Origin of the sequence: Brevundimonas sp. (assembly GCF_041919755.1) — a bacterium.
Taxonomy (GTDB): Bacteria; Pseudomonadota; Alphaproteobacteria; order Caulobacterales; family Caulobacteraceae; genus Brevundimonas.
Genome location: NZ_JAYRTD010000006.1, coordinates 1 through 22,974, shown reverse-complemented (window position 1 = coordinate 22,974; position 22,974 = coordinate 1). Strand labels below are relative to the sequence as shown.

Here is a 22,974-nt window from a genome sequence, read left to right as displayed (position 1 = left end):
ATGGCCTGGACCGCGATTTCGACCCGAAATGAGACACCGGCCATCGTGCGCGGCGGGTGGCTGGATGCGTTGCGTTTCATTGTGGCCAGCCTGATCATCCTGCATCATTTCCAGGGCGCGGGGTCCGTGCATCTGGCAGACAGCGTGCATCCCGTGTTCGAGCGGGGCGGGTTCCTGCTGACCAACTTCTTTCTGATCGACAGCGGCTATGTGCTGATGCGGGTTTACGGCGCGTCGGTGGCACGGGGGTCACTGTCGGCGACCGACTTCTTTCTGAAGCGGTTTCTGCGGGTCTATCCGGCGCATCTGATGATGGGGCTGGGGCTGGTCGCGCTGATCCTGATCAGCGGGGCGATGGGCATCGCGCCGCGCGCACCGGAGTGGTTTCGCTGGGACCAGCTGCCGGCCCAGCTGACGCTGACCCAGGCGTTCGGCGTGCCCGGCGGCCTGGGCTGGAACGCGCCCAGCTGGTCCATCTCGGCCCTGATCGGCTGCTATCTGTGCTTTCCGTGGATTCTGCGCGGCCTGACGAAGCTGGGGCCGTGGAGCACGCTGGCATTGGGGGTCGGGCTTTATCTGGTGGTCAACCAGATGACCTGGAGCCTGCTGGGCTATCCCGTCTATCAGATGCCGATGGGCTATGGCTTCATCCGCGCCCTGCCGCTGTTCTTTCTGGGCATGGCCCTGGCCTGGTTCGCGCAGAAGGTCTGGATCGCGCCGCGTCTGGCGGGGTGGGTCGGGGTGGGGGCCGCGTTGGCCCTGGCCTTCGTGCAGTATTTCGACAAGCACGCCCTGGTGTCGCTGGTCTGCATCTCGCTGATCATTCTGGCTGCGGGGGCCATTCCGACGCCGCGTCCGTCGAAATGGGTGGAGACGGCGGCCCAGGTCTCGTTTTCCATGTTCATCACCAATGAGGTGGTGCGGATCGCCTGGTTCGGCGTGGCCAATGTGCTGATCGCGCGTTTCGCCCTGCCCGTCGCGGTGCAGTGGGGGCTGTGGGTCGCGGGCGTGGCGGCGGCGTTTGCCTTTGCCTTTCTGTTCCACTTCGTCATCGATATGCCGATCCAGACGCGCATCCGGCAATGGCTGAAGCGGCGGACCGGGCGGCGGCTGGAGACGCGCCAGCCGGTGGTGTCGCTGGAGGGCTGAGACTGACGGAGCAGGTTGGCGATCGCCCTGAATAGGCTTAACGTCCACCCGTGCTATCCGGACTAACCCTTCATGACATCCAAACGGCCAGTCGGGCGGGCGCTGGAGAAGCCAGCCATCGCCTCGCTGTCATGGCAGCGAGCGGCTTTGGCATACCCCATGACTGGCAGAACGCTCTCGCGTTGCTGGCGCTGTCGGCGCGTCAGGGATATCCGCTAGCAGTCGATCAGGTCCGGTTGCTCGGACTCGATGAGCATCACTTCCAACTTCAAGAGTGGCTGGCCCCTCCCCCTCTTCAGACTGTGGCCGACAGTCCGGCGATCGTCCTGATGCCGGGATTCGTGACTACGCCGATTTGCGATTGGCTCCAGTCTCGAGCGCGTGGGCTACTCAATCCAGCCTCTGTCTTCGACGCCAATATCGGGCAAGCACAACTATCGGCTGGCCGAACCAACAGTGCCGCCCAGTTTGATGTCGATACGATGGACGTCATCACCACACTGGTCAGGCAGCGCATAGCCAATGCCGCCGGCATGCCGTTGATCAGTTTGGAATGGAGCCAGGTGTTACTTTACGAAGTAGGCCAGACGTTCGACTGGCATGTCGACTATCTGGACCCCGCCGTACCTGGCTTTGCGCAGGACATCGCGCGGCGGGGCCAGAGGATTGCGACCTGTCTGGTCTATCTGAATGATGATTTCGAGGGCGGCGAGACTGCCTTTACCCACGAGGACCGTCGTCATCGTGGGCGCGCAGGCGACGCCATCATGTGGGCCAACACCCTGGCGGACGGAGAGATCGACCCACGCACAGTTCACGCAGGACTGCCGCCGACCGCAGGTCAGAAATGGGTGTTCTCGCAATGGATGCGGGATCGAGCCCAGTTCTGATCCATCAGATCGGCATCCGCATGATTTCTTGATAAGCCTGGATCACCTGATCGCGCACGGCCATCACCGTTTCCAGCGACGCCTCGGCCGACGAGACGGCAGTCACGACGTCGATCAGGCTGCCCTGGCCCCGAACCGAGGCGGCCATCTGGGTTTCGGCGGCCTTTGACGTCTGGGTCATGTCACCCATGACGCTGGTCAGCATTTCGGCAAAGCCCGATTGCGCGGGTCCCTGCACGGGGGCCGTGGGCATGGCCCCGCCCTGGATCGAGGCATAGGCCTTGGCCGCCATCATCGGGTTCATCGGCTAGCCTCTATCGCTTGAGCAGGTCGAGGGTGCGGGTCTCCATCGACCGCGCCGTCTCGATGACATTCAGATTGGCCTCATAGGCGCGCTGCGCCTCACGCATGTCCATCGCCTCGACCAGGGTGTCGACATTGGGTCGCAGGACATAGCCCTCGGCATTCGCCGCTGGATGGGAGGGATCGTATTCGCTGCGGAAGTCGCCCATGTCGGGCCGGACCTCGGCCAGGGTCACGCCGGTCGCGCCGTCGATCTCGCGCGCCTGAAAGACCGGGACCTGACGCCGATAGGGTTCGCCGCCAGCGGTCGCCGCCGTCGACTGGGCATTGGCGATGTTCTCGGCGATCACCCGCATGCGCGACTGCTGGGCCTTCAGGGCGCTGGCGGCCACGGCCATGGCGCTGTTTCTGGGCGGTACGGCGTCGGTCATCGATCAGTCTCCTGGCCCTAGGCCGCGCCGGGCTTGCGCGCCGCCATCCGCAGCATCTGCATGGATTTCTGGTAGAAGCCGATGGCGGCGTCATAGGCCATGCGGCTCTCGGCCATCTTGAGCATCTGTTCTTCGACCACGACCGAGTTGCCGTCCAGCGTGGTCTCGGAATCGGGCGCGGCCTTGCTTTCGAAGCGCGCGACCTGACCCTGGGGCGCGATGTGCATGGCGCTGGTGCGCATCATCTGCACACCCTGCCCTCGCGCAATGGCGGCGGCGAAGTCGGTCGGTTGCTGCAGGTCGCGGGCGACATAGCCGGGGGTGTCGGAGTTGGCGACGTTCTGGGCGACGACCCGCTGGCGCTCGTCCAGCCAGGACAGGCGGCCCTTGATCTGGCTCAACAATGGCAGGTCGGTGAGGCCCACGGACATCCCTCCGGGCGCGGATCGCCCCTGAAGATGGGCAGAAAATGCCGCGTGCATGGTTAATGGGACGTTATCTATACGCGCCGTTAACCACGATGGCCGACATCTGGCGGGCCGGACGACCTATGCCGGCGGGACCGACGGCGCATGGACACTTTTTTCAATCTGTTGCGGGCATTGTTCGCCCTCGCCTTCACCCTGGGCATCATCGGCCTGGCCGCCTGGGCCGCGCGCCGCTATGCGCCGCAGCTGCTGGCCCGGCTGAGCGCCGATCGCGGGCCGCGTCGGATGCAGGTGGTCGAGACCCTGGTGCTGGACCCCGCACGGCGGCTGGTGCTGGTGCGGATCGACAATGAAGAACGCCTCCTGGTGCTGGGCGAAGGCCGCGAACTGATCGAGCCCAGGGGATCGGACCAGTGAAATTGTCTGGCCTCTTCGTCTTCCCCACCCGCGCGGAGCTGGCCAGGGCGGCCAAGCTGTCGCTGATCGCGACCCTGCTGTGCATGCTGTGGCCGCTGGGGGCGTTTGCCCAGGACGTCGCCTCGGGCGGAGCGGCGATCAATGTCGACCTGGGCACAGGCGCAGGCCTGACCGAGCGGGTGGTGCAGCTGGTCGGTCTGATGACCGTACTGTCGCTGGCCCCGTCCATCGTCATCATGACCACCAGCTTCGTGCGGATCGTCGTGGTGCTGTCGCTCTTGCGGACCGCCCTGGGCATGCAGCAGTCGCCGCCCAACGCCGTGATCGTGTCCCTGGCCCTGTTCCTGAGCGCCGTCGTCATGGCTCCGACCTGGCAGGACGCCTATGATTCGGGCATCCGCCCCCTGATGGATCAGCAGATGGAGCTGCCCCAGGCCTTCGATGCGGCTGCTGAACCTGTGAAGACTTTCATGCTCTCCCAAGTGGACCCGGACGACCTGTCCCTGTTCACCCGGCTGTCGGCCGTCGAGGCTTCCACGCCACCGGCCGAACTGCCGCTACGGGTGGTCACGCCGGCCTTCATGATCAGCGAGCTGAAGACCGCCTTCACGATCGGATTTCTCCTTTTCGTTCCGTTCCTTGTGATCGATCTGGTGGTCGCCAGCGTGCTTATGTCGATGGGCATGATGATGCTGCCGCCGGTCGTGATCTCCCTGCCGTTCAAGCTGATCTTTTTCGTGCTGGTAGACGGCTGGAGACTGGTCTGCGGAAGCCTGGTCGAGAGCTTCCAGAGGGCGTCCGGCGCGGGATAAATCCCCACCCTGCGGGCACTACAGCGGCGATGACGCTTGCATTGTCGGAAAAAAGTCGCCCTCATCCCCCGGTCATCGCTCTGGAATCGGAGCGAGCTTACATCGGGAAACGACCCTTATGACTACTCAAGCCGAACTCATCTCCGCCGTCGCCAAGGACGCGGGTGTCAGCCAAGCCGATGCCGGCCGCGTGCTGGAAGCCATCGTCAAGAACATCCACGCCTCGCTGACCGCCGGTGGCGATGTCCGCATTTCGAACCTGGGCGTTTTCGACACCGCCGCCCGCGCCGCTCGCGAAGGCCGCAACCCCGCCACCGGCGCGACCATCAAGATCGCCGCCTCCAAGGCCGTGCGCTTCCGCGTCTCCAAGCCGCTGAAAGACGCGGTCAACAAGTAAGACTTAAGCCGCCGGTCTCGATTGGGCCGGTGCTGCTGTCGCAGCTTGCGAACGGGCGGGGGCCGCAGGGCCGCCGCCCGTTTTCGTTCTGAGCTCGGTCTTCATGGCCGTGACCCAGCCGGCGAAGGTGTCGGCGGACGCGGCCAGTCCGGCGAAGTCGGCGGCCGACGTCTCGCCATCCGTCCCGTCCAGACCATCCAGCGCGATCGACAGGGCCGGCTTGTTGCGGGCCCCCGCCACATAGGGCCGATAGTTGCGCGACAGGCGGTTCAACGACGCGCCGTCCCGACCCAGGGAATAGCCGATCCCGGCGCGCAGCAGCCGCGCCTCCTCGTCCGCGGTCAGGGCGCCGCCTGCCTTGTAGCGCTCGCCCAGCCCGGCTTCGTAAAGGGCCGCGGCTTGGGGCCATTGCTGCTGTTTCCAGAGGATTTCGGCCTTCACCGCCCGCGCCTCTGGCCCGCTATCCGTGCCCAGGATTTCCAGCGCATGGTCGTAACGGCCCAGTTGCGTCAGGGCGCGAGCCTCCAGCGCGCGGCGCTCGGCGTTCATCGCCGTCGGCAGCAGGGTCGAACGCGAGGACCACAGGGCCTGCAAGGCCGCCTCGGCCTGACGGTCCATCAGATAGACGGTGGCCAGATCAGTCGCGACCTGGGCCTTGGCCACGCCCTCCAGCCGGTTCTCGACCTGATATTTCAGCAGCTCCGCCGCCTGCGGCAGCAGATCGACGTCGACCAGACGACGGGCCAGGCGGCGCACCATCTCGTCGCCATCGGCCCCGATCGGCGTCAACTCACGGAAATCGTAGAACAGGCCCAGTGCCTGGATCGGCTGCAGCCCGTCTGCCCCGCCCTCCAGGAACAGGGCGCGGAAGGCGTTGTTCAGATCGGTCTGGATTTCGGGCGCTCCCGGCAGGCGCGCCATGCGCGGCCCCGCCGCCTTCAGCGCCGTCAGCGCCTCGCGATACAGCCCCTGCGACAGATACAGCTGCCCCAGCTGGCGGATCACGGCCAGTTCGGTGGCATCGCCGCGCCAGCGCCAGCGCAGGCTCTCCATCTGGGCGGCGGCCGCGGCGGGCGTCAGCGTGCCCTTGGCCATCGACAGGCGCACCGCCCCCAGCTTGGCGGGTACGGCGATGGCGTCCATCGGCGCCCGCCCGACGGCGGTATAGACGGCCAGGGCCTTGTCCGACTGGCCGTCGATCTCGAACAGCCTGGCTTGAACCAGACGCGCCGCCAATTCGTCGGCGGCCGGCGCTTCCTGGCTGAAGGCATAAGCCAGAAGCGCGCGGGTCGCGTCCAGATCCCCGGTCTCCAGCGCGGCCAAAGCATGGGCCGCCCCGAAGCGCGCGCGCCACTCGGCCGGGAACTGGTCGATGACCGAGGCCCCTGCGGTGAAGGCCTGACGCGCGGTGGTGTAGTCGCCCTGGGTCGAGGCGATATAGCCGCGCCAGACCGAGGACGCGGGGTCACCCGCCACGGCGGCTGAGGCGAAGTCGCCCTGGGCCTCCTCCATGCGGCCGATAGAGGCACGAGCGGCACCGCGAAGGCCGCGCAGCTCCGGCTCGCCGATCATGTTCGGCTGTTTGGCCACGATGGCGTTCAGAACGCCGATCGCCTCATAGCTCAGGCCCGAGCCGATCAGGAACCGGGCGAAGGCGAACCGGGCCTCGGCCGGTGCGCGGGGATCGTCGCCGGCGCTCTGGGCCTCCAGCGCGGCGGCATCCTGAAGGGTGCGGTAGCGGGTCGAAAAGCCGCCCTCGCCCGCATCGGCCCATTGAGCGAGTATCAGCCCGGGGTGCTGGGCGCGTTGCGGCGCATCCGCCTGGCTCGCGCCGATTTCCAGTTCGGCCGACGGCGGCGACAGGATCAGTCCGCCAGGACGGCTCAGCGTCACCAGATCGCCCTGGGCCAGGATGGCCAGGTCGGGGGCCGTGGTCTCGACCGCCAGGCCGTGCGCCGTCGGCAGCAGGGCCAGGTCCATGGTCTTGCGACGCGCCCCGAACCCCTTGCCGGGGGCCAGCGCCGTGACGGCGGCGAACCGGTCGCCCGCTATCGGGTCGGTCAGCCAGACCGCCTTGGTCGCCCCGGCCATGCGTGCCACCAGGGCCGCATCGCCGGTGTCGTCTCGCGCGATCTGCACGCCTTCGACGGCGGTCGGCGAGCCGCCGATGATGACGCGCCAGGTCGTGCCGTCCGCGACGGCGGACACCGCCAGGGCCTGGGGTGCTGCAATACGCACCGCGACATGGTCGGCCCCGGCCGTCCACTTGGCCTCGGTGGCGGGTCCCAAAGACTTGGCCCCGGCCATGTCCAGCCGGGCGCGGCTGTCGAAGACGATCCAGACCGCCTCGCCCCGGCGGAAAACGGCGGCCCCAACCGGCGTGGTCCAGCCGAAATCGAGCGTGACACGCCCGGCCTCGGCGCGGGTCGTAACCGGCACGGTGGCGGCGGCACTTCCGGCAGCGGGGGCCGGAGCCTCGGCCGCCTGGGCATAGAGGTTCAGATAGACCGCCCCGTCCGCGCTGCCCGAGCGGGCGTCGCCGCCTTCGGCCAGGGTCAGGACCAGTTCGGTGCCGCCGGTGACGGCGCGGGTCCCGACCTTCTCGACCCCCGGTGGCGGATCGACCTTCAGGCGCGAGACGTCGGGCGCGGCCGTCGTGCCGATCCGCACGATGATGTTGCGGCCCTCGCGCCGGACACGAGAGCGCGAACCGATGACGCCGGCGAACTCGACCCGGGTGAACTCGCTGTTCGACCCAATGCGGATGGTAACGGGGTCCAGCGCCCCTGACCCTTCCTGCGCCAACGGAGCCAGCGGCGAGAAGGCGACCGCGCCCGCCGCGGCGGCGGCCACGGTGGTGCGAAGGACGCGCTTGCTGACGGAGGCCCCGGACATAGGCCCGTATGGTTAGGTGGCTCGGCCTTTCAACGCAGTTAACAATCGGTGATCGCTGGACAGTGACCGAAGCCAGTGAGATCGTTCACGCGCACCGTTGCTGAAGGACAACTCGCTATGACATTTGCTGTATTGCTGATGGCCGCGCTGTTGCAGTCCGCGCCGGTCGCCACGGCTGAGCCTGATGCCATGGAAGGCCGCTGGAATGTCGATCTGTCGGCGGACCCGTCGCAACCGTATCTGAAGCCGATGAATCTGACACTGGCTGCCGACGGCACAGTCAGTGGCGACTTCTACGAAAGTACGATCGAGGCCGGGCGGTGGAAGGCTCAGAACGGTAGAGTGTGCGTTTCCTTCCGCACAACAGATGGCACCGGCCCCTACCACAGTGCCGCCTGCCTCGTCGGGAACCACATTCAAGGACAGACTTGGGCAGAGCACCGCAACTTCGTCTTCGTATGGAATGCCGCACGGAGTTCGTCGGGGTCCTGAAGCGCTCCCGCGACGCCCTGACGCTTGCCATATGCAGGGATGAGGCCGACATCCATGCCATGACCGATCCCTCCTACCCTCGCCTCAACACGCTTTCGACCGGCTTGCGCTGCCGATGCCCCCGCTGCGGCAAGGGACCGTTGTTGCGGGGCTATCTGAAGATCCGCGACGCCTGCCCGGCCTGCGGCCTGGACTACAGCTTTGCAGACCCCGCCGACGGCCCGGCCTTCTTTGGCATGACCGGCGTCGGAACGGTGGGTCTGGGCCTGTTCATGTGGTTCGAGTTCACGGTTCAGCCCCCGATCTGGGTGCATCTGGTCGTGACCATGCCGCTCCTGATCCTGGCCTGTCTGGCCGTACTGCGGCCGATCAAGGGCTGGCTAGTCTCCGAGCAGTACGTCCACAAGGCTGCCCCGCCGGAATGGGCCAGCATCGGCAAGCACGGCGACGGGTCAAAGTGGAAATAGCGTCGTCTGCGATGGACTGTGCCCTCTACTGGTTCCGCCACGACCTGCGCCTGACCGACAATCCCGGCTTCAGTCGAGCCTGTGTCAGATCACGGACCCCGGTGCCGGTGTACGTCGTCGACGACGAGGAGCAGGTGGCGACACGCTTGAGGGTTCATCCGATGGGGCCAGGATGGCGACAGGGGAAAGACCGACATACGACGTCGGCTGAACGTCGTACTCACGATCTGATGCCGACAATCTCAAACGCTATGCGCCCTGTTCAGCTGGGCTGAGCCCATTGCTCAAGGAAAAGCCTGTTCTAGAGCTCATTCGGCGCATGTGTTCGAGTAGCGCCCGCAAATAGTCGTCAGACGTTTCGCGAAAGAGGTTCTCTGCCAACTCCTCGGCACGCGTTCTCATGCGCTCGTAAGCCTCCCGGCCGGAAAGCGTCAACTGGACAACGTTAATCCTGCGGTCAAACCGGTGGGCAACACGCTCGACCAATCCAGCCTTTTCCAGGTCATCAACCAGCCGAGTGACAAAGACTGAAGACTTGCCGATGGCCTGGGCCAGTTCGCCTTGACTTATTGCGCCCCTTCGCGCCAGGGCGCTGATGGCATAAATGTCGAACTGGTCGAGCTTTTGCCCCAAGGCATTGATCACACTTTCGTTGATATGCATCGCCAACCCGTAGATTGCTCTTACGGCTTCAAGCTCAGCCTCTCGGCGCTCGAACGGGCGATCAGGGCTGTCGACGGGTGGGATGATGCCACGGATGGCCACTGCAGCGCTCCGGTACTGGTTCAACCTTACGTTAAACCGTCGCGAGAGAACGGGTCAATCGCGCTGCGTCTGCGCCCCTACGCTCTCAACTGATCGAGCGCAGCATCCGCATGTTCCACATACTGAACCAGGCAGCGCTGCAGTTCGGTAATCAAGTCCTCAGCCAGTGTGTCGGGTACCTGACCAGACCGCAACAACCCGAGCATGGCGATGGCTGGGTTGAGAGCTCCGTCCGGCCAATAGCGCGTGTGTGACAGAGCATCGATCATCGCGCACAACATCAGCAGCGTGCGACCCAACAATGGCTTGTTCAGGCCGCTGCAAGCCGTCAAGGCGGCGTTGGCATTCCGCCCGACCTGCTGAAGCACAGCGTCTGGCGGACGGACGACCGGATAGTCACGTGCGAACTCGGTCAGCGGTAGGAGACGAAGGTCCAGCTCTTCGAGACAGATGTCCTCAATCGAGTCCAGATTGGCTTGCGCCGCCGCCAGGGCTTCGCTGACCCGCACACCCTCATGGGCCCGCACCATCTTTTCAAGACTGGTGGTAACCCGACGGATTATGACCGACGTCATAGGGCCAACTTCTGAGGTTTGAGAAGGCTGTCGATTTCGGACTGAGACATGTTTGGATCCACCGCTTCCCCAACTTCACCCGACAGATCACTGCGCCGGCGTCCGACCTGCCCTGCAGGCACGCCTTCGTTCTTGAAGCGTCGGTCAGGCCCTACATAGGCGTCAGCCTCGACAAATAGCCGTGAATTCTTACCAACCCACATAATGCGCGCCAGCAGGGTGGTCGCACTGATCGGCTTCACAACGACGAAGCTTGCTCCGCAATCACGAGCTTGCTCGACCTGGGCACGGGGCGTGTGGCCCGACAGCACGATGATCGGCGCATAGCGATTTGGCTCAAGATTACTGCGCCGGAGCCAGTTGACGAGCTCATAGCCGTTTCCGTTCAGACCGCCTTCAAGCAGGATCAGATCGAACTTGGTTCGTGCCAGACACTTCTTGAACTCGTCACCCGTCTGAACGCGCGTGATCTGTTGAATCCCAAAGCCGATCAGCATCTGGCCCAGGATATCGAGCCCTTGGGAACTGGCGTCTGCACACAGAATCCGCGCCTCTCGAAAGTCGAGCTTTGCGTTACCGTCAAGGTTGGCTTCCGCCTCTGTCACCATAGTTCGGCATCCCCTGAGCCGAGCGTGACAACAACCGGCAGGCCGGCCAAACGACGGCCGAGACCCCCCAGATTAAGCCTTCCGACCGCAGCCTGAATATGGTCGGCAGCTTCCTGATGGTCAGCGGAAACTCCGCTGAGATCACCACAAAGCTGAGACAGCTGACGCAAATGCTGGCTCAGTCCATCCAGAGCCTGCACGGCCTCGATTTCACCCTCGGTCAGACTGCGCCCCAACAGCACGTCGCCGATCACGTGCTCGAGCCTCTCCGAAGCCTCCGCCCAGTCTCCAAGCTCGTCCCGCATGGCGGTCAGCAACCGGGACATCTCCGGGGAGGCGGCCATCAGAACAACTCCAACTCGCCAGCATCTGCCGGCGCAGCCACAGGAACAGAACGCTCGGGAGCCTTGATGGCCGTACGATCTACGACGTGCTGACGGGCGCGACCGGAGACCGGCCAAAATTGAATGCGTCGCGCCGCCTCGCCACCAAGGCTCACGCCGATCACGGGAATACCTTCATCCGCCAAAAACTTGCGGGCAAAGACACCGTTCTTCGCCCCGATGTCCGTCACGCCCACCGCCATTCGTGCGCCGCCAAACACCTTGGCCTGGACGCGGTCGCGCCGCGCACCCTGCTTCAGCAGGCCGTTGATCAGCAACTCCATGGCCTGCACGCCATAGCGCCGATCGCCGCTTGCTCCATCCGGTGCTTCCGGGAGCAGGAAATGGTTCATCCCCCCTACGCCAGCCACGGGATCCCAAAGGCAGGCCGAGACGCAACTGCCGAGAATCGTCGTCAGGCAAACAGCAGGATCAGCGCTGACCTCATGGTGCCCCTGAACGACGTGTATGCGGCGCTCGCCAGCCACTCCGCCCGTCATCATGTCAGGGGCCCGTAAACGTCTTCGATCTTCTGACGCAGCGTGGCCACGGTGAAAGGCTTCACCAGGTAGTTGTTGACGCCGAACTGAACGGCGCGCTTGACCAGATCGCCATCCGCACGACCGGTCAGCATGATGAAGCCGACAGACTTGAGCTGAGGCGCGGCGCGCACGGCTCGTAGCAAATTCAATCCATCGAGCTTGGGCATGTTGTAGTCGGAGATCACCAGGTTGACCGGGCTACCCAGCAACTGGCGCAACCCGTCTTCACCGTCCGACGCTTCACGGATATCGGTCATGCCGATTTCGCGAAGACCGTTACGCACGAGCGAACGCATCGTCTGCTGGTCGTCGATCACCATAACTTTTACCGAGGCGGCGGCCGGCATTACGCAGTCCCTTTCACGTGATTGCGGCTGGCCGACAGCGCGGCCGTGGCGATGCGATGCAAAGGCAACTGACGCAGGACAGCACCCATTTCGTCGGCCACGCGGGGCATGCCGAACACGACCGAAGTCGCCTCGTCCTGCCCGATCGTGGCTCCCCCAGCCTGGCGAATCGACAACAGTCCCGCCGCACCGTCGCTGCCCATTCCGGTCAGGATCACACCCACGCTGTTACCACCGGCCGCTAGTGCCACCGAGCGGAACAGAGCGTCTACCGAGGGGCGATGCCCACTGACCAGATCGCCTTCGATCAGCCGGGCGACGAGCTGGCTGCCGAGGCGGTTGACTGTGAGGTGACGCAATCCGCCTGGGGCGAGGTAGATGTGGCCGTCAGCGCCTCACCTGTCTGTCCGACGAGGCTGACATCTGCGTGACCGCTATGTCGACAGTCTGTCGGACGGTGAGCGGCAGCGGGTCATGATCGCGAGAGCTTTGGCCCAACGTCCTCAGGTCATGTTGCTGGATGAGATCACCGCCTTCCTGGATCTGCCCAGTCGCGTGACCATCACGGCGACCCTACGGAGGATCGCCCGCGAGACAGGTGTCTCAATCATCCTGTCCAGCCATGATCTGGAGCTATCGCTCAATGCCGCCGACCGGATTTGGCTACTGCCGGGCGAAGGCCGTTTTATCGATGGCGCGCCCGAGGATGTTGCCCTGTCAGGTGCTATCGGCGAGGCGTTCGACCAAGCCAATCTGGCATTCTCGCTTCAGAGCGGACGGTTCGAAACACGTGGGACTAACCGTGGAATGGTTTGCATCGAAGCCGATGGTCTTGCGGCCGTGTGGCTGGGACGCGCCGTCAAACGGATGGACTTTGGTGTAAGCGGCTCCCAAGCAGAAGCCGACGTCGTCATCCGCCACTCGACGGAGGGCTATGAAGTTGATGGCGAGACCTATTTGACGATCAAGTCTCTGAGCAAGGCGCTCATCCACCAGCTTGGATAGGTTCCTGCAACGTCGCCTTGTTGCGTCGATCAGAATGTCCGGTCTTGGCGCAGGACGGACGTTGATCGCGCCTAGGATCAGAACGTCCGGGACCGTGTTTCACAGGTTAAAGCTGTCATGGAGAGACTGGTCCAAGACAGCTGATCAAGCCACTGATCTGTAAGCTGTATCAGGTCGATACCGCGTCGACTGTCTACCTTTTCGACAGCCTTAGCTGGAAAACATGACAGGCTTAGCTGGTGGCGAGAAAATGCGTGGCGATCCCGGAGGGACTCGAACCCCCGACCTCTGCTTTAGGAAAGCCTTGCTCTATCCGGCTGAGCTACGGGACCACGCAAGCGTGAACTAGCGTCAGAAGCAGCGCGGGGGAAGCGGGCAGACAATCAAAACCGTCATCGGCCTTGCAGCGCAACCACCCGCGTCAGATCTTGCCGGAACACAGTTGTGGTTAATCTCTGTTAAGATACAATATGTTGTAGGGAACAAAGACTGAATCGGGCGGTGTCACTGATTCGGTCCTGATTCGTTTCGTCCCTGTTCCGCCGAGGTGTTTACGCGCATTAATCGGTCGAAGGAGACCCGCCGCCATGACCGCCGATCGCCTGTTCGACGTCGCCAATCTCTTCGCGCTTCTAGGCTGGATCGCCCTGGCCTTCGCCCCGCTGGCGAGGGACCGGCTGGTGCTGGTGGCCCGCGTGATCGGGGTGGCGCTGGCTCTGACTTATGCGGGGCTGCTGATCGGCTCGATCGTGGGTGGCGGCATGAGCGAGGGTGGCGGGTTCACCTCGCTGGCAGGCGTAGCGGCCCTGTTTTCCCGGCCAGAGGCGGTGCTGGTCGGCTGGGTCCATTATCTGGCGTTCGACCTGTGGGTCGGGGCCTGGGCCATCGAGGATGCGGGCAGGCGCGGCGTGCCGCATTGGGCCATGGTTCCGGTGCTGTTTCTGACGCTGATGGCCGGTCCGATAGGCCTGCTGGTCTATCTAGCGGTACGGGCGGGATTGTCGCGGACGCAACGCCCCGCTTGAGGAACCGCCAGCAAGTCGCCACCTTATCGGTATCATGAGCGACCGTTCGACCGGCCAGGCTCCTTCTCGCGTCGTCGCGGTTCTGGGGCCCACCAATACCGGCAAGACCCATCTGGCGGTCGAGCGGATGCTGGGTCACGCCTCGGGCATGATCGGCCTGCCGCTGCGTTTGCTGGCACGCGAGATCTACGACCGGATCGTCAAACGACGCGGAGTGTCCTCGGTCGCCCTGGTCACCGGCGAGGAGAAGATCGTCCCGCCGCGGGCCCAGTTCTTCGTCTGTACCGTCGAGGCCATGCCCCTGGAGCGGCAGGTCGAGTTCCTGGCCATCGACGAGATCCAGCTGGTCGCGGACCCTGAACGAGGCCACGTCTTCACCCAGCGGCTGCTGCATGCGCGCGGTCGGTTCGAGACCATGTTCCTGGGCGCCGGCACCATGGCCCCCTTGATCCGATCGCTGATCCCGGACGTGGAGATCGTCACGCGCGAGCGGCTGTCGACCCTGAGCTATGCGGGGTCCAAGAAGCTGACCCGCCTGCCGCCACGCAGCGCCATCGTCGCCTTCTCCACCGACCAGGTCTATGCCATCGCGGAGCTGATCCGACGTCAGCGCGGCGGCGCGGCCGTGGTCATGGGCAGTCTGTCGCCCCGCACCCGCAATGCCCAGGTCGAGCTATTCCAGTCGGGCGAGGTAGACTTTCTGGTCGCCACCGATGCCATCGGCATGGGTCTGAACATGGACGTGGATCATGTCGCCTTCGCGGGTTTGCGAAAATTCGACGGACGGCGCACCCGCTGGCTGTACGCGCATGAGATCGGCCAGATCGCCGGACGGGCCGGACGGCACCTGCGCGACGGCACCTTCGGCGTCACGGCCGAGGCGACCGAACTGGATCAGGATATCGTCGAACAGGTGATCGAGCACCGCTTCGATCCGGTCGAGGCGGCGGAGTGGCGCAATGCGCGGCTGGACTTCGACACTCTGCCCGACCTGTTGCGGTCATTGACAATGACCTCCGGCTTTCGGGGCCTGAACCTGACCCAGCCGGCGCTGGACGAGACCCTGCTGCGGCGGGCGATCAAGGACGAGGATGTGGCCCGCATCAGTCGCTCGCGCGGGGCCATCATGCGCCTATGGGAAGCGTGCCAGCTGCCCGACTTCCAGAAGACGACGCTGGATGAGCATGCGCGACTGTCCAAGGATATCTTCCAGGCCCTGACCGGACGGCACGGGCGTTTGACCCAGGACTGGATCGCGCCGCGCTTCGCCGAACTGGACCGCGACGACGGCCAGATCGACCAGTTGTCGGCGCGTCTTAGCGGGGTGCGGACCCTGTCCTACATCGCCAACCGGCCCGACTGGCTGGATCAGGCCCAGGGTTGGCGCGACAGGACCAAGGCATTGGAGGAGCGGCTCAGCGACGTGTTGCACGAGCGGCTGACGGCGCGGTTCGTGGACCGGCGCACCACGGCCCTGATGCGGGCGCTGAACGTGACCGAGGACACCGTCGCCGATGTCGGCAGCGATGGAGCCGTGATCGTCGAGGGTCATGCCGTCGGCCAGCTGACCGGCATCCACTTCCAGATCGAAAAGGGTGGCGGCGCTCTGGAAGATCGCGCCCTGCGCCATGCCGCGCGCCAGGCTGTCACGCCCGAGATCGCACGGCGGCTCGGTCGTCTCGCCGCCGATACGGACGACGTCTTTGCGGTCCTTCCCGACGGGGCGATCCTGTGGCGTGGAGCCCAGGCCGGTCAGGTCGCGGGCGGCGACTGGTTCGCGCCCAAGGTCCGCCTGCTGGGCGAACTGGGCCCCGTCGCGGCGCGCGAGCGGGCCCAGCGGCGGCTGGAGGCATGGCTGGCTGCGGAGGCGGGGCGGGCCCTGCGCCCCCTGCGTCGGCTAAGAACCGCTGTCGAGACCGGGGCGCTGAAAGGCCTGCCGCGCGGGTTGGCCTTTCGCCTGCTGGAGACCGGCGGCATCCTCGATCGTCGCGACGTGGAGCGCGACCTTTCAGCCCTCAGCCAGATCGAGCGCCGCACGCTGAAGACCTTCGGCGTCCGGATCGGCGCACACTCCGTCTGGATGCCCGCTCTGTTGAAGGATCGCCCGCGCGCGGTGGCGCAGGCCTTCGTGGCGCGCGAGCCGTTCCGCCCTTTGCAGGCCCCCCTGACCCTGTTGCCCGACCCCGCCCCCTCGCCTCGCCTGCTGTCGGCCTTCGGCCTTCGTGCCGCCGGGCGCTGGGCTGTGCCGGTCGAGACGCTGGAGGCGCTGGGCGAAGCGCGCGCCAGGGGCAAGGGCACAGTGCCAGACGCAGATCTGACCGCGCTTGGCCTGACGCGCGAGCAAGCGCAGGCCCTGCTCGCGGCGCTGAAATCCGCGCGGGCTCAGCAGGCAGCAACCGACATCCGCAAGATCGGTCCCGTCAAGGACTCGCCCTTTGCGGCCCTTTCGAGCCTGACCCAGCCTGCACCGGTAGCCGACCGCGCCAAACGTCGTCGGCCCAGGCGCAAGAAGGCTGCAGGATGAGTGCGCGCTAGAATGGAGCAGGCCTGCCGCATCGATGTCTGGCTATGGCGCGCGCGGTTCGTGAAGACCCGGTCGCTGGCGGCGGCCCTGGTAGAGCGGGGCGCTGTTCGGATCACCCATGCGGGGCGTCAGGTGCGACTGGACAAGCCCAGCCGCTGCGTTCACGTCGGCGACAGCCTGACCTTCATGGTCGGGCCCCGGCTGATCGATCTGACCGTGCAGGGTCTGGGCGAGCGGCGCGGACCGGCGGAGGAGGCCCGCGCCCTGTATGCCCTGATCGAGGCGGACTGATCGCCTATTGCTGCAGGACGAACTCGCCCTCGAGGTGCAGCTTCACCTCGTCCGACACGGCTGGCAGCGCATAGTTTACGCCGAACTCGGAGCGCTTGATGGTCGCCTCGCCGTCGAAGCCGACCTTGTAGGTGTTGCCCATCGACGGACCGGCCTGGTTGAACTCGACCTCCATGGTCACCGGACGGGTGACGCCACGGATGGTCAGGTAGCCCAGGACATCGGCCTCGGTCGGATCGTCACTGTCGATGGTGATCGAGCGCGAGACGAAGGTCGCAGTCGGATGGTTGGCCGTGTCGAAGAAGTCTGCGGTCTGCAGATGCACATCCAGACCATCGGAGTTGGAATCCACATCCGTCAGGGGAATGGTCGCTGTCAGGGTCGAGGCCGACGGATTGGCCGGGTCCAGCCTCAGCTCGGCCTGCACGTTCACGAACTGGCCGTAGTAGGTGGAAAAGCCCAGGTGATCGACCGACCAAGTGATCTTGCCGTGAGCAGCGTCCAGCGCATAGGTCCCTGCGCGAACCTCGGCGGGCACCTTCGTCGCCTGGGTACGGGCGACCACCGCTCCGGAGGTCATCAGGGCGGCGGCGGCGACACCGGCGAGGGAATAGCGGACGAGACGGTTCATGGAAGTGCTCCTGTCAAAGCCTGAAGTTACGAACTGCAATCAGAACTGTAACAGATAGAAGCGGTGGCTGGCTTGGCAAGGGTCGTGACGCCGCATTCAGCGCCATTCGGTTGACAGTCCGCGCCTGCGGGGTCATCTGCGCAACCCGTCCCGCCGTTCCAGCCAGACCGATCCCGTTCGCCCATGACCTATATCGTCACCGACGCCTGCGTGAAGTGCAAGTTCATGGACTGCGTCGAGGTGTGCCCGGTCGACTGCTTCTATGAGGGCGAAAACTTCCTGGTCATCGCGCCCGACGAATGCATCGACTGCGGCGTGTGCGAGCCGGAATGCCCCGTCGACGCCATCGTGCCCGACACCGAGGACGAGCCGGACGGCAAGTGGCTGCAGGTCAATGCCGAATACGCCAAGGTCTGGCCCAACATCACGGTCAAGGGCACACCCCCGGAAGACCGCGAACAGTTCGAGCGCGAGACGGGCAAGTTCGAGAAATACTTCTCGCCCAAGCCGGGCACGGGTTCCTGAAAGTCCCGCTCTTCGGGGTCGCCGCATGCCCCAAGGCGACGCTTCGTCCCCGGACGTTTTGAAATTCCGCAGATTTGTGATAGGTTCACCCTATTGGGACGGGCGGTCTGCGATTTTCTCGCGCCGCCCGCGTTTGCGACAGAACTTCACCCACGAAGGTGAAGTCGGCCAGAGGTTCGGTGATCCGTTTTCGCGTCTGACGACTGTGTGATTGGCCCTCGGAGGTTCTCCGCCGGGGGTTGCTGTGCTTTCGACTGTGTGACGACGTCTCGCCCTTCACCTGCGCCGTGAAAGGAATGACATGACAAACAAGAGTGGTCTGGAATTCAAGGTTGGCGACGCGGTCGTCTATCCGGCGCACGGCGTCGGCAAGGTCGCGGCGGTCGAGACCCAGGAAGTCGCCGGCATGTCGCTGGAGGTCTATGTCGTGACCTTCGACCACGAGAAGATGACCCTGCGCGTCCCCACCAAAAAGGCCAAGACGGCCGGCCTGCGCTCGCTGGCCGCCGACGACGTCGTGACCCGCGCCCTGACCACGCTGAAGGGCCGCGCCCGCATCAAGCGCACCATGTGGAGCCGTCGCGCCCAGGAATACGAAGCCAAGATCAACTCGGGCGATCTGGTCTGCATCGCCGAGGTCGTGCGCGACCTGCACCGTGCCGACAGCCAGCCGGAGCAGTCCTATTCCGAGCGTCAGCTCTATGAGTCGGCCCTGGATCGCATGGCCCGCGAGGTCGCCGCCGCCAACAAGATCGACAAGGACGCCGCCGTCGAACTGCTGGCCAAGTCGCTCAGCGCCAAGAAGGCCGTCATCGCCGCCGCCGAAGCCGCCGCCGAGGATGCGGACGAGGCCGAAGCCGCATAATCCGATCGCATCTGATCGACTGACTATGGGAAGGCCCGGTGGTGACACCGGGCCTTTTTCGACCCCAGGGCCACGCCGTCACCGGAAACCCTGAAACCAAACCCTCCCGCACACGTATCTTGCCGGCAGGCAAGAGTCACAGGGCCACCCCGTGACGCGCAGCACGCGACGCGTCACATCCATTCACACGCCTTGGGACCCATGAAGCAGCAGGACGACTGGCACCTTACCGAGATTGTCGAACACGAGCAGGGGCGCGGCGACCCGTTCGCGGCCGCCATTCGCGGCACCCGCATGCCGATGGTCATCACCGACCCTCGCCTGGATGACAATCCCATCGTCTTCGTCAACGCCGCCTTCCAAGCGCTGACGGGCTATGAGCGCAGCGAGATCATCGGCCGGAACTGTCGCTTCCTGCAGGGCCCGGACACCTCGCCCGATGCCGTGCGTCAGATCGGCGAGGCCATCCGCGCCGGCACAGACATCCAGATCGACATCCTGAACTATCGCAAGGACGGCTCTCAGTTCTGGAACGCACTCTTCCTCAGCCCCGTGCGCAACGACAAGGGCGAAATCGAATTCTTCTTCGCCTCCCAGCTGGACGTGACCGAGCGGGTCGAGGCCAAGGCGGTCGTCGAAAAGCAGAAGGCCATCGTCGAGCGTGAAGTCGCGCTGCGCACCGCCGACCTCCAGGCCACGCTGGAAACCAAGACCCTGCTGCTGCACGAAGTCGACCACCGCGTGAAGAACAACCTCACCATGATCGGTTCACTGCTGAGGCTGCAGTCCAAGGCGCTTCAAGATCCGGCCCTGGTCGAGACTCTGACCTCCATGCTGGAGCGGGTGGATGCCCTGGCGACCGTGCATCGGCGCCTCTATCAGTCCGATGACATCACCCGTTTCGACGTGGGGGCTTTGGTCGAGACCATGTCGCGGGATGTGCTCGGGGCCTCGGGTCGCGACAACATCCGGCTGGATCTGGACGTCACGTCCATCCTCGTTCCTTCGGGTCAGGGCTCGGCGCTGGGGCTGATCCTGAACGAGGCGATCACCAATGCCATCAAGCACGGCTTTGCCGACAACCGCGCCGGCGTCCTGAAGGTCACGGCATCGCAGGACGGCAACACGGCGCAGATTGTCATCGAGGACGACGGCCATGGTCTGGCACCCGATGCCGTCTCCGGCCTGGGCCGCACCTTGATCGCGCGCCTGTCCAAACAGGTCGGGGGCAAGGTGACCTGGGAGCCCGCCCATCCCGGCACGCGCGTCACCCTCACCTTCCAGACCCCGGACTGAAATGTCCGGCGGTACCCTCAGCGTGCTCATCGTGGAGGACGAGGCCATCCTGGTGATGGACATCGAAGCCATGGTCGAGGATCTGGGCCATGACGTGATCGGCGACGCCGCCTCCTATCAGGAGGTCACGGAGATGACGTTCGAGCGCGCACCGGACCTCGCCTTCGTCGACGTCCAACTGGCGCAGGGCAGCAGCGGTCTGGACGTCTGTCGGTATCTGGGCGAGCACTGGCCCCGGACGGCCGTGGTCTTCGTCACGGCCAATCCGAAAATGCTGCCCGACGACTTCCTGGGGGCCTTCGGCGTCATTCCCAAACCTTTTTCAAGGGCCGGGCTGCTGTCCGCCATGCGGTTTCTGGAAGAGGGCATCCTCGATCCCCCGCCGACCATCGATGCGCCGCCCAGCTTCATTCCCTCTCCGCGCGTAGCTCGGGACTGGTCGGCACCGACCGCCGCCTGACAGTCCCTGAGTGCTGTCCGGACACGGTTTTCAGTTGTCCGGACACACATTGACTTGCTCCGCACCTCCGATCCGCTGTGCTGGGGCCATGACCCAAGCCTCTGCCCCCAAACGCCCGCTTCACGAAACCCTTGAGCTGATCAAGACCGTGGCCGTCGCCCTCGTCGCCGCCACGGCCTTCCAGACCGTGCTGTTTCAGCCCTTCACCATCCCCTCGTCCTCGATGGAGCCCGGGCTGGTGACCGGCGACTATATCGTGGTGTCCAAATACGCCTATGGCTGGAGCCGGGCGTCCCTACCCTTCAATCCGCCACTGCCGGACGGGCGGCTGTTCGGACGCGATCCGCAACGCGGCGACGTCGTCGTCTTCCGGCGACCCAGTGCCCCGAACGAGGTCTGGATCAAGCGACTGATCGGCCTGCCCGGCGACACGGTGCAGGTCACGGGCGGCACGGTCTTCGTCAACGGCCAGCCCATGCGCCAGACGCCGCTCGGCCTGATCCAGGACCACGACATGCCTGAGCGCACCGTCGTCCTGGTGCGCGAAACCACGGGTCAGAAGAAGCACCTGACCTATGACGGTGGCCCCGGACAGCCCGGCGACGACACCGGCGCCTATGTCGTGCCGGCAGGCCAGTATTTCATGATGGGCGACAACCGCGACAACTCGCTGGACAGCCGCTGGCCGGCGGATGTGGGCGTCGGCCTGCTGCCGGAAGAAAACATCCTGGGCCGCGCCGAGATCGTGGCGGCGTCATGGGAACCGGGGGCCAGCCTGTTCAAGCCGTGGACCTGGGTCAGGCTGCAGACGGACCGCTTCTTCAGGCGGGTGAACTAACGCCGCCCATACTCCGCCGGCGTCAGCACCCCGTCGCCATTGGCATCCAACTGTTCGAACGCCGTCTGGCCCGACGCCTTGGCTAGGGACGGGGCCGCCACGGCCCCCAGCGCCAAACCGGCAGCGGCCGCCACGGCAAACTGCCAGGCCCGCGAACGCATCGACCGGGTCCGACCTTCGATCTGATCCTCGATGAAGCCGCGCACCGCCTCGCTGGCCGATCGACCGTCGTCGCGGCACCGCGCCATGAACCGTTCCTTGGTCGAGAACGGCAGGCGGATTTCCAGGGTTTCGCTCTTCTTGGGCGACGACGGGCGGGTCATGGCAGGCATCCGGTTGGCAAGCCCCGGGATGAAGCCGCCTTTAGCGCCCGACCGCCAGTGAAACTTGCGTCATGCGATCAGAAATACTCGGCATTGGCCGGGCACTGCGCCGCCAGTCGCCGGGCGGTGATGGTCGCGGGGATGAAGGGGCTCCAGATGCCCGCCGCCTTCACCGAGGCCCCGCCGCGGAAGCTGAACTGCTCGGCCTGATAGGTCCCGTTCAGGCGCACCCGGGCCTGGCGTCCGCTGCGCGAGACGCAGTTGCCCTCGAACCGGGCATTGCCGTTGCCGACCTGACGCACCGGGTAGGTGCACTGATAATGCCGCGTCGACAGGCCGCCAAAGAACCGGTTGATCTCGCTGGGGCGCACGCACTTCGTTTCGGTATCCCGCTGACCCAGAGCGCTGGTGGTGTATTCCCAGTAGCCGGGCAGGACCGGCGGCGTCGCACTGGCGGCCTGATAGGACGGCCCGGCCATCGGCGCGGCGGCCGGTGCGGCCAGGAACAGGGCCCCGGCGATCACGGGCGCGGCGGTGGCCAGGACGCGGCTGAAGACACGGCTGGGCTTCGGAAACATGGCGGGTCTTTCGACAGAGGGGCGTTTCATCATTAGAGCGGATATAGGGTGGCAATTGAACGACGCCTGAACGGGCTTCAAACCCTTGACGCGGCGGGGCGCTCTCCTCTATACGGCCCCCTCTCGCGCAGGAGCCTCGTTCCTGCGCGCAATCATTTCATGCGTTCGCTCGTTTCGTGGACGCCTCTGCCCAAGGATAGTCCCATGTCGCGTCGCTGCGAACTCACCGGTATCGGCCCCATGGTCGGCCACAGCGTGAGCCACTCGAACGTCAAGACCAAGCGCCGCTTCCTGCCGTCGCTGAAGACGGTCAAGGTCGCCTCGGAAGCCCTGGGCCAGACCTTCTCCCTGCGCATCTCCAACGCCGCCCTGCGCACCCTGGACTACAAGGGTGGCCTGGACGCCTACATCGTCAAGGCCCGCGACGAGCAACTGTCGATGGCCGCCCAGCGCATCAAGCGCCAGGTCAAGGCCAAGCTGGCCGAACAAGCCACCGCCGCCTGATCGGCGACGACATCGAGATTTGAAGAAGGCCGGTGGACACACCGGCCTTTTTCTTTGGGCGGATGGGGAACGGGAGTTGCTGGTGACGTGCCCCTGAGAATTTCCTCCACGTGGAGCTAGAGTCCGGCCCTTGAAAGGACGGACGGAATGAAACGAGCGAGATTCACGGAAGAGCAGATCATCGGGATCCTGCGGGAGAACGAGGCCG

31 protein-coding genes, 1 tRNA gene and 1 pseudogene are annotated in these 22,974 nt (G+C 65.1%); 18 read left to right on the top strand and 15 right to left on the bottom strand.

The features are described 5' to 3' along the window. Both ACE3TH_RS09090 and ACE3TH_RS09085 read left to right on the top strand, forming a co-directional pair. On the top strand, positions 1–1,149 hold the full coding sequence (locus tag ACE3TH_RS09090; protein WP_374599396.1) for an acyltransferase family protein: 1,149 nt from the start codon (positions 1–3) through the stop codon (positions 1,147–1,149). A gap of 131 nt (positions 1,150–1,280) precedes the next feature. Beyond that, a complete protein-coding gene (locus ACE3TH_RS09085; protein ID WP_374599394.1) occupies positions 1,281–2,039 on the top strand; it encodes a prolyl hydroxylase family protein in 759 nt (252 codons plus the stop codon). 4 nt (positions 2,040–2,043) lie between these two features. Here the strand turns inward: ACE3TH_RS09085 and ACE3TH_RS09080 are convergent, their stop codons facing one another. Genes ACE3TH_RS09080 through flgB form a run of 3 tightly spaced genes read right to left on the bottom strand, consistent with a single transcriptional unit; the run spans position 2,044 to position 3,198 of the window. Beyond that, entirely contained in the window at positions 2,044–2,343 is a 300-nt protein-coding gene (locus tag ACE3TH_RS09080) for a flagellar hook-basal body complex protein FliE (protein ID WP_374599392.1), read from the bottom strand. Positions 2,344–2,353: 10 nt separating this feature from the next. Next, the gene (flgC, locus tag ACE3TH_RS09075) at positions 2,354–2,740 is read right to left on the bottom strand and encodes a flagellar basal body rod protein FlgC (protein WP_374599590.1); all 387 of its coding nucleotides are present in this window, start codon (positions 2,738–2,740) and stop codon (positions 2,354–2,356) included. A gap of 50 nt (positions 2,741–2,790) precedes the next feature. After that, positions 2,791–3,198, bottom strand: coding sequence for a flagellar basal body rod protein FlgB (gene flgB, locus ACE3TH_RS09070; protein WP_374599390.1), 408 nt, complete (start codon positions 3,196–3,198; stop codon positions 2,791–2,793). Positions 3,199–3,345: 147 nt separating this feature from the next. Here flgB and ACE3TH_RS09065 point away from each other — a divergent pair, with 147 nt between their 5' ends. From ACE3TH_RS09065 to ACE3TH_RS09055, 3 genes are all read left to right on the top strand, one after another. Then, positions 3,346–3,618 (top strand): FliO/MopB family protein, encoded by a 273-nt coding sequence (locus tag ACE3TH_RS09065; RefSeq protein ID WP_374599388.1) that lies wholly within the window; start codon positions 3,346–3,348, stop codon positions 3,616–3,618. Between the two features lie 83 nt (positions 3,619–3,701). Continuing rightward, positions 3,702–4,430, top strand: a complete 729-nt coding sequence (fliP, locus tag ACE3TH_RS09060; protein WP_292171026.1) for a flagellar type III secretion system pore protein FliP — start codon at positions 3,702–3,704, stop codon at positions 4,428–4,430. Positions 4,431–4,548: 118 nt separating this feature from the next. Continuing rightward, complete coding sequence (locus ACE3TH_RS09055; protein WP_292170926.1) at positions 4,549–4,827, top strand: HU family DNA-binding protein; 279 nt, start codon at positions 4,549–4,551, stop codon at positions 4,825–4,827. Positions 4,828–4,830: 3 nt separating this feature from the next. On the opposite strand, the gene ACE3TH_RS09050 is transcribed toward ACE3TH_RS09055, so the two are convergent. After that, a complete protein-coding gene (locus tag ACE3TH_RS09050; protein WP_374599387.1) occupies positions 4,831–7,722 on the bottom strand; it encodes a hypothetical protein in 2,892 nt (963 codons plus the stop codon). A gap of 117 nt (positions 7,723–7,839) precedes the next feature. Between ACE3TH_RS09050 and ACE3TH_RS09045 the strand changes: the two genes are divergently transcribed. From ACE3TH_RS09045 to ACE3TH_RS09035, 3 genes are read left to right on the top strand one after another with little or no spacing between them, the layout of a single operon-like run. Then, entirely contained in the window at positions 7,840–8,214 is a 375-nt protein-coding gene (locus tag ACE3TH_RS09045) for a hypothetical protein (RefSeq protein ID WP_374599385.1), read from the top strand. A 59-nt stretch (positions 8,215–8,273) separates the two neighbouring features. Continuing rightward, on the top strand, positions 8,274–8,681 hold the full coding sequence (locus ACE3TH_RS09040) for a DUF983 domain-containing protein (protein ID WP_374599383.1): 408 nt from the start codon (positions 8,274–8,276) through the stop codon (positions 8,679–8,681). Further along, positions 8,636–8,956: a deoxyribodipyrimidine photo-lyase gene (locus tag ACE3TH_RS09035; protein WP_374599381.1), complete on the top strand. Its 321-nt coding sequence runs from the start codon at positions 8,636–8,638 to the stop codon at positions 8,954–8,956. The genes ACE3TH_RS09040 and ACE3TH_RS09035 overlap by 46 nt, the downstream gene beginning before the upstream one ends. On the opposite strand, the gene ACE3TH_RS09030 is transcribed toward ACE3TH_RS09035, so the two are convergent. From ACE3TH_RS09030 to ACE3TH_RS09000, 7 genes and pseudogenes are all read right to left on the bottom strand, one after another. Continuing rightward, positions 8,931–9,446 carry a MarR family winged helix-turn-helix transcriptional regulator gene (locus tag ACE3TH_RS09030; protein ID WP_374599379.1) on the bottom strand — a complete coding sequence of 172 codons (516 nt, stop codon included), beginning with the start codon at positions 9,444–9,446 and terminating at the stop codon, positions 8,931–8,933. The two genes, ACE3TH_RS09035 and ACE3TH_RS09030, sit on opposite strands and share 26 nt — an antisense overlap. Before the next feature lie 77 nt (positions 9,447–9,523). Beyond that, positions 9,524–10,021 (bottom strand): hypothetical protein, encoded by a 498-nt coding sequence (locus tag ACE3TH_RS09025; RefSeq protein WP_374599377.1) that lies wholly within the window; start codon positions 10,019–10,021, stop codon positions 9,524–9,526. Next, entirely contained in the window at positions 10,018–10,629 is a 612-nt protein-coding gene (locus ACE3TH_RS09020; protein WP_374599375.1) for a PleD family two-component system response regulator, read from the bottom strand. The genes ACE3TH_RS09025 and ACE3TH_RS09020 overlap by 4 nt, the downstream gene beginning before the upstream one ends. Beyond that, entirely contained in the window at positions 10,623–10,973 is a 351-nt protein-coding gene (locus ACE3TH_RS09015) for a hypothetical protein (protein ID WP_374599373.1), read from the bottom strand. The genes ACE3TH_RS09020 and ACE3TH_RS09015 overlap by 7 nt, the downstream gene beginning before the upstream one ends. Then, positions 10,973–11,515 carry a chemotaxis protein CheD gene (locus ACE3TH_RS09010; protein ID WP_374599371.1) on the bottom strand — a complete coding sequence of 181 codons (543 nt, stop codon included), beginning with the start codon at positions 11,513–11,515 and terminating at the stop codon, positions 10,973–10,975. Before ACE3TH_RS09010 ends, ACE3TH_RS09015 begins: the two co-directional genes overlap by 1 nt. Then, positions 11,512–11,901 (bottom strand): response regulator, encoded by a 390-nt coding sequence (locus ACE3TH_RS09005; RefSeq protein ID WP_374599369.1) that lies wholly within the window; start codon positions 11,899–11,901, stop codon positions 11,512–11,514. The genes ACE3TH_RS09010 and ACE3TH_RS09005 overlap by 4 nt, the downstream gene beginning before the upstream one ends. After that, positions 11,901–12,287, bottom strand: a pseudogene (locus ACE3TH_RS09000) (CheB methylesterase domain-containing protein); the annotation flags it as partial. The gene ACE3TH_RS09005 and the pseudogene ACE3TH_RS09000, both read right to left, overlap by 1 nt. Before the next feature lie 37 nt (positions 12,288–12,324). Between ACE3TH_RS09000 and ACE3TH_RS08995 the strand changes: the two are divergent. Next, a complete protein-coding gene (locus ACE3TH_RS08995; protein WP_374599589.1) occupies positions 12,325–12,906 on the top strand; it encodes an ATP-binding cassette domain-containing protein in 582 nt (193 codons plus the stop codon). 255 nt (positions 12,907–13,161) lie between these two features. Here ACE3TH_RS08995 and ACE3TH_RS08990 read toward each other — a convergent pair. Next, positions 13,162–13,238: transfer RNA gene (locus ACE3TH_RS08990), tRNA-Arg, on the bottom strand. Between the two features lie 255 nt (positions 13,239–13,493). Between ACE3TH_RS08990 and ACE3TH_RS08985 the strand changes: the two genes are divergently transcribed. Genes ACE3TH_RS08985 through ACE3TH_RS08975 form a run of 3 tightly spaced genes read left to right on the top strand, consistent with a single transcriptional unit; the run spans position 13,494 to position 16,746 of the window. Further along, a complete protein-coding gene (locus tag ACE3TH_RS08985) occupies positions 13,494–13,931 on the top strand; it encodes an ABA4-like family protein (RefSeq protein WP_374599367.1) in 438 nt (145 codons plus the stop codon). 34 nt (positions 13,932–13,965) lie between these two features. Then, positions 13,966–16,455, top strand: coding sequence for a helicase-related protein (locus ACE3TH_RS08980; protein WP_374599365.1), 2,490 nt, complete (start codon positions 13,966–13,968; stop codon positions 16,453–16,455). 12 nt (positions 16,456–16,467) lie between these two features. Further along, positions 16,468–16,746: an RNA-binding S4 domain-containing protein gene (locus ACE3TH_RS08975; RefSeq protein ID WP_374599588.1), complete on the top strand. Its 279-nt coding sequence runs from the start codon at positions 16,468–16,470 to the stop codon at positions 16,744–16,746. A gap of 4 nt (positions 16,747–16,750) precedes the next feature. On the opposite strand, the gene ACE3TH_RS08970 is transcribed toward ACE3TH_RS08975, so the two are convergent. Continuing rightward, positions 16,751–17,377, bottom strand: a complete 627-nt coding sequence (locus ACE3TH_RS08970; RefSeq protein ID WP_374599363.1) for a YceI family protein — start codon at positions 17,375–17,377, stop codon at positions 16,751–16,753. A gap of 183 nt (positions 17,378–17,560) precedes the next feature. Between ACE3TH_RS08970 and fdxA the strand changes: the two genes are divergently transcribed. The 5 genes from fdxA (at position 17,561) to lepB (ending at position 21,361) form a co-directional block, all read left to right on the top strand. Next, positions 17,561–17,902: a ferredoxin FdxA gene (fdxA, locus tag ACE3TH_RS08965; RefSeq protein ID WP_292170967.1), complete on the top strand. Its 342-nt coding sequence runs from the start codon at positions 17,561–17,563 to the stop codon at positions 17,900–17,902. A 301-nt stretch (positions 17,903–18,203) separates the two neighbouring features. Further along, complete coding sequence (locus ACE3TH_RS08960; RefSeq protein WP_374599361.1) at positions 18,204–18,767, top strand: CarD family transcriptional regulator; 564 nt, start codon at positions 18,204–18,206, stop codon at positions 18,765–18,767. A 201-nt stretch (positions 18,768–18,968) separates the two neighbouring features. Continuing rightward, positions 18,969–20,063: a PAS domain-containing protein gene (locus tag ACE3TH_RS08955; RefSeq protein ID WP_374599359.1), complete on the top strand. Its 1,095-nt coding sequence runs from the start codon at positions 18,969–18,971 to the stop codon at positions 20,061–20,063. A gap of 1 nt (position 20,064) precedes the next feature. Continuing rightward, positions 20,065–20,523 carry a response regulator gene (locus ACE3TH_RS08950; protein WP_374599357.1) on the top strand — a complete coding sequence of 153 codons (459 nt, stop codon included), beginning with the start codon at positions 20,065–20,067 and terminating at the stop codon, positions 20,521–20,523. A gap of 88 nt (positions 20,524–20,611) precedes the next feature. Next, complete coding sequence (lepB, locus tag ACE3TH_RS08945; RefSeq protein WP_374599355.1) at positions 20,612–21,361, top strand: signal peptidase I; 750 nt, start codon at positions 20,612–20,614, stop codon at positions 21,359–21,361. Here lepB and ACE3TH_RS08940 read toward each other — a convergent pair. Continuing rightward, positions 21,358–21,684 carry a hypothetical protein gene (locus ACE3TH_RS08940; RefSeq protein WP_374599353.1) on the bottom strand — a complete coding sequence of 109 codons (327 nt, stop codon included), beginning with the start codon at positions 21,682–21,684 and terminating at the stop codon, positions 21,358–21,360. The two genes, lepB and ACE3TH_RS08940, sit on opposite strands and share 4 nt — an antisense overlap. Before the next feature lie 77 nt (positions 21,685–21,761). After that, positions 21,762–22,262, bottom strand: coding sequence for a DUF3617 domain-containing protein (locus tag ACE3TH_RS08935; RefSeq protein WP_374599351.1), 501 nt, complete (start codon positions 22,260–22,262; stop codon positions 21,762–21,764). A 204-nt stretch (positions 22,263–22,466) separates the two neighbouring features. Here ACE3TH_RS08935 and rpmB point away from each other — a divergent pair, with 204 nt between their 5' ends. After that, a complete protein-coding gene (gene rpmB / locus ACE3TH_RS08930; protein ID WP_296167295.1) occupies positions 22,467–22,766 on the top strand; it encodes a 50S ribosomal protein L28 in 300 nt (99 codons plus the stop codon). Positions 22,767–22,974: the final 208 nt, after the last annotated feature.